Raw genomic sequence first — 9,748 nt, forward strand, 5'->3', positions numbered from 1 at the left:
GAAGCGAGGTCACTTCTTCAAGAAGGTCTCGATCCGCTCCAGCGCGCGCAAGATGTTCTCCTCGGAATTGGCGTAGGAGAGCCTGATATAGCCTTCGCCGAGAGTGCCGAAATCGGGACCGCCGATCAGCGCCACGCCGGCGTCCTCGAGCAGTGCCGAGGCGAGCTTCTTGGCCTTCCAGCCGGTCTTCGAGACATTGGGGAAGGCATAGAAGGCGCCCTTCGGCGTGATGCAGGAGATGCCCGGCAGCGCGTTCAGCCCCTCGACCACGATCTTTCTGCGGTTGTCGAAGGCGCGCATCATCTTTTCGACATCGTCCTGCGGGCCGTCGATCGCGGCGATGCCGGCATACTGGCTCGGCGCGTTGACGCAGGACCAGCAATTGACCGCCAGCTTGCGCACTTTGTCGTAGAGATGCGCGCCCTCGTCGCCGTTCGGCCAGATCGACCAGCCCATGCGCCAGCCGGTCATCGCCCAGGTCTTCGACCAGCCATTGAGCACGATCAGCCGGTCGCGGATCTGCGGGAAGTTGAGCAGCGAAAAATGCGTCTCGCCGTCATAGGTCATGACGTCGTAGATCTCGTCGGAGAGGATGGCGACATGCGGATGCGCCTCCAGCCCCTTGACCAGCTTCTCGATTTCGGCGCGCGGGGTGACGCCACCGGTTGGGTTGGCGGGCGAGTTGAGGATCAGCAGCCTGGTCTTCGGGGTGATCAGCGCCAGCGTCTCGTCGGCAGAGAAGGCGAAGCCGTTTTCCTCGCGGATCGGCACCGGCACCGGGGCGGCGCCGGTGAACTCGATCATCGAGCGATAGATCGGAAAGCCGGGATCCGGATACAGGATCTCGGCGCCCGGCTCGCCGAACATCAGGATCGCCGCGAACATGGTCGGCTTGCCGCCGGGCAGGATCATCACGTTCTCCGGTGAGACCTCGACACCAGTGGTGGTCAGCGTGCGGCGCACGACCGCCTCGCGCGTCGCCAGCAGGCCGTTGGCCGGCGTATAGCCATGGTGGCCGTCGCGCAGCGCCTTGATCGCCGCCTCGACGATGTGCTGCGGCGTCTTGAAGTCCGGCTGGCCGATGCCGAGATTGACGATGTCGCGGCCCTGATGGGCAAGTGCGGTGGCGCGCGCCAGCACCGCGAAGGCATTTTCCTCGCCGAGCCGGTCGAAAGCCGCGATCGTGTGGAGCATTTTTCCCGTTCCTGTGGTTCTTACTGTGGGCGAGCGTTTTTGTGAGCGTCCTTCGGCAAAAGTCAAACGGATTGGAGTTTTCGGTGTCGGAAAATCTCAAGGATTGGCAGCCGCGCCCGCGCCCCGAGCGCAAGGTGCTGGAAGGGCGCCATGCCAGGCTCGAACCGCTGAGCGCCGCAAAGCACGGCGACGGCCTCTACGAGGCCTCTTCGGTGTCCGATATCGGTGGCCGCTTCGCCTGGCTGCCCGACTATCCGCCGGAAACCCGCGACGCTTTCCAGCCGTGGCTGGACAAGGTCGAGGCCAGCGAGGATCCGCTGTTCTTCGCCGTCATCGACAAGGCGAGCGGCAAGGTCGCCGGGCGGCAGACGCTGATGCGCATCGACCCTGCCTATGGCGTGATCGAGATCGGCAACATCTATTGGGGGCCGCTGATCTCGCGCAAGCCGGCGGCGACCGAGGCGCAGTTCCTGTTCATGAAATACATCTTCGACGATCTCGGCTATCGCCGCTACGAATGGAAATGCAACAACCGCAACGAGCCGTCGAAGCGCGCCGCCGAGCGTTTCGGCTTCAAGTTCGAGGGCATTTTCCGCCAGCACCTTGTGGTCAAGGGAGAAAACCGCGATACCGCGTGGTACTCGATCATCGACAAGGAATGGCCGGCGCTGCGCGAAGCCTACGAGGCATGGCTCGATCCGGCCAATTTCGACGATGAAGGCCGCCAGAAGCGGCGGCTCGAGGATTTCCGCGCCGCGTCCGGCGCGTAGCAGGAGTTCCGCGATGGCGCACAGCCACGATCATGGGCCTGGAGGGCATGGCCACAGCCATGGCGCGGGCCATGTGCATGGCTCGACCGACAAGAAGCGGGTGCTGATCGCCGCCTGCCTGACCGCCGGCTTCATGGTCGCGGAGGCTCTCGGCGGCCTGCTGACGGGATCGCTGGCGCTGCTTGCCGATGCCGGCCACATGCTTGCCGATGCGATCGCGCTCGGGCTCGCGTGGTATGCCTTCCATCTCGCCGGCCGCCCGGCCACGGTTCGCCTGACCTACGGGTTCGGCCGGGTCAAGACGCTGGTCGCCTACACCAACGGCATCGCCATCTTCGCCATCGCGCTGTGGATCGTCTACGAAGCCTGGGGCCGCCTGATGGCGCCGGCGCCGGTGCTCGGCGGGCCGATGCTGGTGGTCGCGACCGCCGGCCTGCTGGTCAACATCGCCTCTTTCTTCGTGCTGCATGGCGGCGACCGCGAAAGCCTCAACATGCGCGGCGCCATCCTGCATGTGCTGGGCGACCTGCTCGGCTCGGCCGCGGCCATCGCGGCGGCCCTGGTCATCCTGGCGACGGGCTGGACGCCGATCGATCCGATCCTGTCGGTTCTGGTCTCGCTGCTGATCCTGTGGACGGCGTGGTCGCTGATGCGCGAGGCCGCCCATGTGTTGCTCGAAGGCGTGCCGGCGAGCCTCGACCGCGACGTGATCGCCAAGGATCTGGAGGTCGCGGTCAAGGGCGTGCGCGAGGTGCACCACATGCATGTCTGGTCGCTCGACGGTTCGAGCAACATGGCGACGCTGCACGCCTGCCTGAATGACGGGGTCGACGCGCACAGCGCGGTCAGCGCCATCAAGAAGCGGCTCGCCGCCGAGCACGGCATCAGCCATGCCACCGTCGAACCGGAATTCGGGCATTGCGCCGACGATGATGACGATCACGATCACGACCGTGATCACGCGCATCATGCGGCGCCGCATCGCGGTCACTATCACTGATGGATCGCGATACACGCAATGCGGCGCTTGGCGCGTTCTGGGTGCTGCTCCTGTTCGGCATCGCCGCCTATTTCCTGCCGCGGGTGATGCTGGCAGCCGGCAGCGTCTCGACCATCCTGGCCGCCGCCATCGCGGCCGTCTTCATGGTGGCGATTTTCGTGGTCTTCTGGCTGCGTGGCCGCAGCCAGCGCAAGAAGGATCCTTGAGATGCGCGTGTTGATTACGGGCGCCGCCGGCATGGTCGGCCGCAAGCTGATTGCCCGGCTGGCCAAGGACGGGCAGCTGCGCGGCCGCAAGATCAGTGCGCTCGAGCTGCACGATATCGTGGCGCCTGAAGCGCCCGCCATGCCGGGGGTCGATGTCTCCCTCCACACCGGCGACCTTGCCGCGCCGGGCGCCACGGCAAGCCTGCTCGCGGCGCAGCCGGACGTGATCTTCCATCTGGCCGGCATCGTGTCGGGCGAGGCGGAAGCCAATTTCGACCTCGGCTACCGGGTCAATCTCGACGGCACGCGCGCGCTGTTCGACGCCGTGCGTCTGGCGGGGTTTGCGCCGCGCCTCGTCTTCACCTCGTCGATCGCGGTGTTCGGCGCGCCGTTCCCGGATGTCATCCCGGACGAATTCCACCCGACGCCGCTGACCTCCTACGGCACGCAGAAACAGATGAGCGAGGCGCTGCTCGCCGACTATACGCGGCGCGGCTTCTTCGATGGCATCGGCATCAGGCTGCCGACCATCTGCGTGCGGCCAGGCAAGCCGAACAAGGCGGCCTCGGGGTTCTTCTCCGGCATCATCCGGGAGCCGCTCGCCGGCCAGGAGGCGATCCTGCCGGTGCCGCGCTCGGTGCTGCATAGCCACGCCAGCCCGCGCTCGGCGGTGAACTTCCTGATCCACGCGGCGGAGATCGACGGCGCCGCCGTCGGGCCGCGCCGCAACCTCACAATGCCCGGCGTCGCCGTCACCGTCGGCGAGCAGATCGAGGCGCTGGAACGGGTCGCCGGTTCAGATGTGGCGAAGCTGATCCGCGAGCAGCCCGACGACACCATCTGGGCGATCGTCAAAGGCTGGCCGACACGGTTCGAGGCGAAGCGCTCAAGGGAACTTGGGTTCGCCGCCGAGACGAGTTTCGACGAGATCATCCGCGCCCATATCGAGGACGAGCTGGGTAACAAATTGGCGGGTTGATTCGGCGTCAGACGCCGCCGGTCAGGCCGGCCGACAGCAGCAGCAGTCCGACCACGAAGATGAACGCCGCGCCGCCGATCTCGACGAAGGAATGGATGCGGTTGCCCATGCGACCGTCGCCGGCGAAATAGACCGCCCAGTTCTTGGCGGTCACCGCAAGCGTCGCCAGGGCAGAGACGGTGATCGCGGTGCCGATCGACATGGCGAGCACCGACAGCAGGCCGCCCAGCCAGAGCCCGTTGAGCAGGGCAAAGCTCAGCACGATCAGCGCACCGGAGCAGGGGCGGATGCCGACGGCGGCCACCGCCGACCACGCCGTCCGCCAGTCGAAATGGTCGCCCGACAGCAGCGCCGGATCGGGAGCGTGCGAATGGCCGCAGGTCTCGCACACTTCGCCGTCGGCGTGGTCATGATGGTGGTGATCGTGCGCGTGATCGTGCGCGCCGTGGCCATGCGCGTGCGAATGGTGGGCCGCGTGGTCGTCCTGGTCGTGCGTGTGAAGCGCGGCGTGCGAATGACCCGCATGTGAATGCCCTGCGTGCGAATGGCCGGCATCCGAGTGTCCTGCATGCGAGTGACCGGCATGGGCCGCCGAGAGGCTGTAGGCCGTGCCGGCGCCGAACAGGCGGCGGATGGCGGGACCCGCCTTGCGACAGAGCAGCCAGGCGCCGAACAGGGTGACCAGCACGTAGCTCGAGATTTCCAGGAACCATGCCGCGTCGGTCATCGACACCGCGGTGCCGCGCAGCACGAAATAGGCGAGCATCATGACCACGACCGCCGTCAGCCCCTGCAGCAGCGCCGAGACGAAGGACAGCATGATGCCGCGCTTCAGCGCCACCTCATTGGCCACCATGTAGGACGAGATCACCGCCTTGCCGTGTCCGGGGCCGGCGGCGTGGAAGATGCCATAGGCGAAGGAGAGGCCGATCAGCAGCCACAGCTTGCTGCCGTCCTGGCGCATCGCCTTCATCGCGCTAGCCAGCGCATGGTAGAATTCCTGCTGGCGCAGGTTGATCCACATCAGGATATGGGCGAACGGACCGCTGGCGGTGGGCGCCATGCCGTCATTGGTGCCGATGCCGAGCGAGCTCTGCGCATGGGCGACGCCCGGCAGATGGATTATCACCAGGGTGGCGGCCGCAAGGCCGAGCGCCAAGCGGATATTCGTGGGGTATCCCACGAATATCCGCCTAGATTCCCTTGTTTGCCGCAGGTTCCGATCGCAAAACCGCAGGACACTTTTGCGGTACCTGCTTGCGCGCAGCGACGGTTTCATCACCGATCTATCCTTCCGGCGGGCAGTTCAGTTCGAGCTTGGTGGCGAAGATCTTGCTCATGTCGGTGCCTGTCGGATCGTTGAAGAAGGCTTCCGTCAGGGTCTTCTGGTTCTGGGCGATCGCCTCGTCCGGGTCGGGGCGGACGACCTTCCTGGTGCAGGTCGAGGGCAGGCCCTCGACGGTCAGGTTCGAATCGTCGGTGAAGTCGATCGCGGTGTAGAAGGTCGGGTCATAGACGCCGATGTCGATCTTGCCGGTGAGCTTGATCGGGGCCTTCGGTTCGGATTCGAACAGGATGATCAGCTGGTCATTGTCGAAATTGGCCATCAGGTGCGGCGGCGGGGTCATCGCCACATCCTTGCCGTCCTGGGTGACGAGCTGGAAATAGTTGAACTCCGCCAGCGAGGAATGGACGGTGTCGGCCACTTCCTTCAGCTCCTTGTCGTCAAGCTTCAGGTCGGAGTTCTTGTCGAACTCCATCATCACCGTACTCGAAAACAGGTCGTCGAAACGCCAGAGATGGCGCAACGCCTTCACACTTTGGTGATCCTCGCTGAGGATGACGTCGAGTCGCGCTTCGGCGAAGACGTGGGGATGCACCTCGGCCGGTCCGACCGCCGCGAACGTCGCCGCCAAGGCGGAAGACAGCATGATTGCTTGCCGTTTCAGGTGCATTTGCGGATGGCGATTCCGTGGCTTTGGATGGTTGCCCGAGAGTTACCAAAAAGGGGGCGAAATTGGGACCGCGTCGGCTGCCGGCGTGTCAGGCGCTTTCTCGCGTCTTGAACCACTGCACCAGGAAATCGACGAAGACGCGCACCTTTGCCGGCAGATAGCGCCGGTGCGGATAGACGGCGAAGATGCCGCTGCCGGAGAGCAGGCGGTCGTCCAATGCCGTCACCAGACGGCCGCTCTCGATCTCGGGGATGGCGATGAAATCGGGCAGCATGGTGAAGCCAAGGCCGGCAACGGCGGCAGCCCGCGCGGTCATCGGGCTGTTGACCTCGATCGGGCCGGATACCGACACGCTCATCGTCTCGCCGGCGTCGCCCTTGAACGGCCAGTTGGTCAGCCAGCGGCCATTGGTGTCGATGATGCAGGGGATGCGGGCGAGGTCCTGCGGACGCATCGGCATGCCGTGCTTGGCGATTAGGTCCGGAGATGCGCACAGCCTGACCGAAAAGGGCGCAAGGCGCCTCGCGATCAGCGAGGAGTTCTCCAGCCTGGAGATGCGCACGGCGAGGTCGAAGCCCTCCTCGACCAGGTCGACGAAACGGTCATCGAGATGGATGTCGAGCACGATGTCGGGATGCTCCTTGGCGAAGTCGATCAGCGACTGGCCGATCGGCGCGTCGGCGAAGGTACGCGCCGCCGAAAGCTTGATGCGGCCGCGCACATCGCCGGAGGATTCGCGCACCGCATCGGCCAGGCTGTCGACCTCGCGCACGATCTCGGAGGCGCGCCTGTAATAGGTATGGCCGGCCTCGGTCATCGAGAACTGCCTGGTAGTGCGGTTCAGGAGCAAGGCGCCGAGCTCGTCCTCCAGCTCGCGCACATATTTCGACAGCAGCGCCTTGGAGCGGCCGATCTTGCGCGCGGCGGCCGAAAAGCCTTCGGCCTCGACGACGTCGATGAAGGCGCGCATGCGGGTCAACGTGTCCATGGCTCAGGCCTTTCGTGCGGCGTCGAGGAGTTTTCGGCCGAGCCGTATCAGGGCGACATCGCTCCCGGAAGGGCCGAGCAGCGACAGGCCGAACGGCGCGCCGTCGACCGATCCGAGCGGCAGCGTGATCTGCGGGAAGCCGGAGAGGCCGGAGAGGCACAATAGATGCAGCGCCCTTTCGCGGTAGGTCTGCAGCTGTTCCGGCGCGCTGTTGACGAGCGGCGCCGCGCCCGGAACGGTCGGCAGGACGAGAAAGCCATGGCTGCCGAGCAGGGCGGCGAGCTCGGCACGGAAGGCCAGCCGGCGGGTCGTCTCGGTTTCGACCGTCCTGGCATCGACGGCACGGCCAAAAGCAAAACGCTCGTCGACGCCCGGCCCGAGACCGCGCTCGCCGCTGCTGATCCAGTCGCCATGCTCCTGCCATGCCTCGAAGGCCTGCAGGCGGCGAAAGCACCAATAGAGCTCGTCGGGGAAGGAGGTGAAACTGTACTCCACCTGCGCATGCTCGCCGATGACGGAAGCGGCGAGCGCCTTCATCCTGGCATATTCGGCGGCCTCGGCCGGACCCGACACCAAGGCGTCCAGCCAGCCGATCGACAGTGGCAGGTTGAGCGCATGCTGATGCGGGTCGCGGCCGAGCAGCAGCTTGCCGACCGCCTCATAGGTTTCGATGTCGTCGGCGAACCAGCCGAAGGTGTCGAAGCTCGGGGCGAGCTTCATGGCGCCGTCGAGCGATATGCGGCCATGCGTGGCGCGCAGCCCGATCAGGCCGCAAAAACTCGCCGGCGCGCGGATCGAGCCGCCGGTGTCGGAGCCGGTGGCGATGTCGGCGAGCTTGCCCGCCACCGCCGCCGCCGATCCCGATGATGAGCCGCCGGTGACGCGCTCGGGCGCGGCCGGGTTCACCGGAAACGGAAAGTGCGCGTTCTGGCCCATCAGCGAGAATGCGAGCTCGTCGGTCTGGGTCTTGCCGACGAATCGCGCGCCGGCATCGAGAATCATCTGCACCGCGGGAGCGGTCCGCGACGCCGCGTGAGCCGCTGCGAACTTGCCTGGATTGCCGCAGCCGGTGCGATAGCCGGCGACGTCGTAGATGTCCTTCACCGCCAGCCTGAGACCAGCCAGCGTGCCCAATTGCGCATGCGCGACAGGCATTTGGCGAAGGTTCAGGAAGGCGTTGAGCGGTCCGTGCGTGCCTGTCATCGTTCGATATCCGGATACGGTAATCCGTAGATTGTTCGATGCCGGAAATTTTACAACCGCAGCTTACGATTTTTATTGATTGTGAAATCCTACGCTCTTATATCGCGCTTGCCCAAAGTCGCACGTGCCTGTGGGTGTCCGCCGATCCTCGAATGGTGAGGGCAATCGGTAAGGTAACTGGAGCCAACCACTCCAGTCGGTCAGTGGCCAACCACAAGATCGAGGACACCTTGAAGCAACGACGGTGCGGGCCTTTCTGGTTCTCTTCCGGTTGTCCAAAGACCGGGGTTACTAAAGAGGCACACCTTCATTGCCGGCAGTGCGGACGGGTCTCCCATCCAAGCCAAGGCAGACAAAGCGAACCGAGGCCGGGCAAGGCCAAGGTTCACCGCCGCGAGACGGCATTTCATGGTTCCGGGGTCTCCACCGGCTGGTTCCATGGATATTCCGTCCCGCCTTTGTCCACCGCGTGTTCGCGAGGCCGACAGCCCGCGTCCCGCAGCCTTATTGCGCGCCGAAAGGCGTTATGGAGAGACCCCGATGGCCACCCAGCGCATCCTTGACTTCCTCGCCACCCGACGTCCGAACGGCCCATGCCTCGTCGTCGACCTCGATGTCGTGCGCGACAATTTCCGCGCCTTCGAGAAGGCGTTGCCCGATTCCAAGATCTACTATGCGGTGAAGGCAAACCCGGCGCCGGAGATCCTGCGCCTGCTTGCTGCGATGGGCTCGTCCTTCGACACCGCATCGGTTGCCGAAGTCGAGATGGCGATGGACGCGGGTGCGCCCGCGGACCGCATTTCCTTCGGCAACACCATCAAGAAGGAGCGTGACATCGCGCGCGCCTTCCATCTCGGCATCCGCCTGTTCGCGGTCGACTGCGTCGAGGAGGTCGAGAAGATCGCCCGCGTCGCACCCGGCGCGCGCGTGTTCTGCCGCGTGCTGACCGACGGCGAGGGCGCCGAATGGCCGCTGTCGCGCAAGTTCGGCTGCGTCCCGGCGATGGCGGTCGACGTGCTGCGCCACGCCAAGGCGCTCGGCCTCGACGCCTATGGCGTGTCGTTCCATGTCGGCTCGCAGCAGACCGATCTCACGGCCTGGGACCGCGCGCTGGGCGATGCCAAGAAGGTGTTCGCGACGCTCGCCGACGAGGGCATCGTGCTCAAGATGGTCAACATGGGCGGCGGCTTTCCGACCCGCTACCTGAAGGACGTGCCGGTGGCGCAGGCCTACGGCCAGGCGATCTTCTCGGCGCTGCGCAAGCATTTCGGCAACGCGCTGCCCGAGACGATCATCGAGCCGGGCCGCGGCATGGTCGGCAATGCCGGCGTCATCAAGTCGGAAGTCGTGCTGATCTCGAAGAAGGCCGACAATGACAATGTGCGCTGGGTGTTCCTCGACATCGGCAAGTTCGGCGGTCTCGCCGAGACCATGGACGAGGCGATCCGCTACC

The 9,748-nt window shown here is 65.4% G+C and carries 10 protein-coding genes; 5 read left to right on the forward strand and 5 right to left on the reverse strand.

The window, feature by feature from the left end; all coding sequences use genetic code 11:
* Positions 1-9: 9 nt before the first annotated feature.
* Positions 10-1,194, reverse strand: coding sequence for a pyridoxal phosphate-dependent aminotransferase (locus EN738_RS20995; RefSeq protein ID WP_127285381.1), 1,185 nt, complete (start codon positions 1,192-1,194; stop codon positions 10-12).
* Positions 1,195-1,277: 83 nt separating this feature from the next.
* Here EN738_RS20995 and EN738_RS21000 point away from each other — a divergent pair, with 83 nt between their 5' ends.
* From EN738_RS21000 to denD, 4 genes are read left to right on the forward strand one after another with little or no spacing between them, the layout of a single operon-like run.
* Positions 1,278-1,964, forward strand: coding sequence for a GNAT family protein (locus EN738_RS21000; RefSeq protein ID WP_127285382.1), 687 nt, complete (start codon positions 1,278-1,280; stop codon positions 1,962-1,964).
* A gap of 13 nt (positions 1,965-1,977) precedes the next feature.
* Positions 1,978-2,964, forward strand: a complete 987-nt coding sequence (locus tag EN738_RS21005) for a cation diffusion facilitator family transporter (RefSeq protein WP_127285383.1) — start codon at positions 1,978-1,980, stop codon at positions 2,962-2,964.
* Positions 2,964-3,170: a hypothetical protein gene (locus EN738_RS21010; protein ID WP_127285384.1), complete on the forward strand. Its 207-nt coding sequence runs from the start codon at positions 2,964-2,966 to the stop codon at positions 3,168-3,170. Before EN738_RS21005 ends, EN738_RS21010 begins: the two co-directional genes overlap by 1 nt.
* Before the next feature lies 1 nt (position 3,171).
* Positions 3,172-4,149, forward strand: coding sequence for a D-erythronate dehydrogenase (denD, locus tag EN738_RS21015; RefSeq protein ID WP_127285385.1), 978 nt, complete (start codon positions 3,172-3,174; stop codon positions 4,147-4,149).
* A 7-nt stretch (positions 4,150-4,156) separates the two neighbouring features.
* Here denD and EN738_RS21020 read toward each other — a convergent pair whose 3' ends face one another.
* From EN738_RS21020 to EN738_RS21035, 4 genes are all read right to left on the reverse strand, one after another.
* Positions 4,157-5,332, reverse strand: coding sequence for a nickel/cobalt transporter (locus EN738_RS21020; protein WP_245494594.1), 1,176 nt, complete (start codon positions 5,330-5,332; stop codon positions 4,157-4,159).
* A 103-nt stretch (positions 5,333-5,435) separates the two neighbouring features.
* Complete coding sequence (locus EN738_RS21025) at positions 5,436-6,104, reverse strand: DUF1007 family protein (protein ID WP_127285386.1); 669 nt, start codon at positions 6,102-6,104, stop codon at positions 5,436-5,438.
* An 88-nt stretch (positions 6,105-6,192) separates the two neighbouring features.
* Entirely contained in the window at positions 6,193-7,092 is a 900-nt protein-coding gene (locus EN738_RS21030) for a LysR family transcriptional regulator (RefSeq protein WP_127285387.1), read from the reverse strand.
* A gap of 3 nt (positions 7,093-7,095) precedes the next feature.
* Positions 7,096-8,295, reverse strand: coding sequence for an amidase (locus EN738_RS21035; RefSeq protein ID WP_127285388.1), 1,200 nt, complete (start codon positions 8,293-8,295; stop codon positions 7,096-7,098).
* A gap of 540 nt (positions 8,296-8,835) precedes the next feature.
* On the opposite strand from EN738_RS21035, the gene EN738_RS21040 reads away from it, so the two are divergent.
* Positions 8,836-9,748, forward strand: a 913-nt coding sequence (locus EN738_RS21040) for a type III PLP-dependent enzyme (protein ID WP_145966892.1), incomplete at its 3' end; no start/stop codon positions are given.

Origin of the sequence: Mesorhizobium sp. M4B.F.Ca.ET.017.02.2.1, assembly GCF_003998955.1 — a bacterium.
GTDB classification, from domain to species: domain Bacteria; phylum Pseudomonadota; class Alphaproteobacteria; order Rhizobiales; family Rhizobiaceae; genus Mesorhizobium; species Mesorhizobium abyssinicae.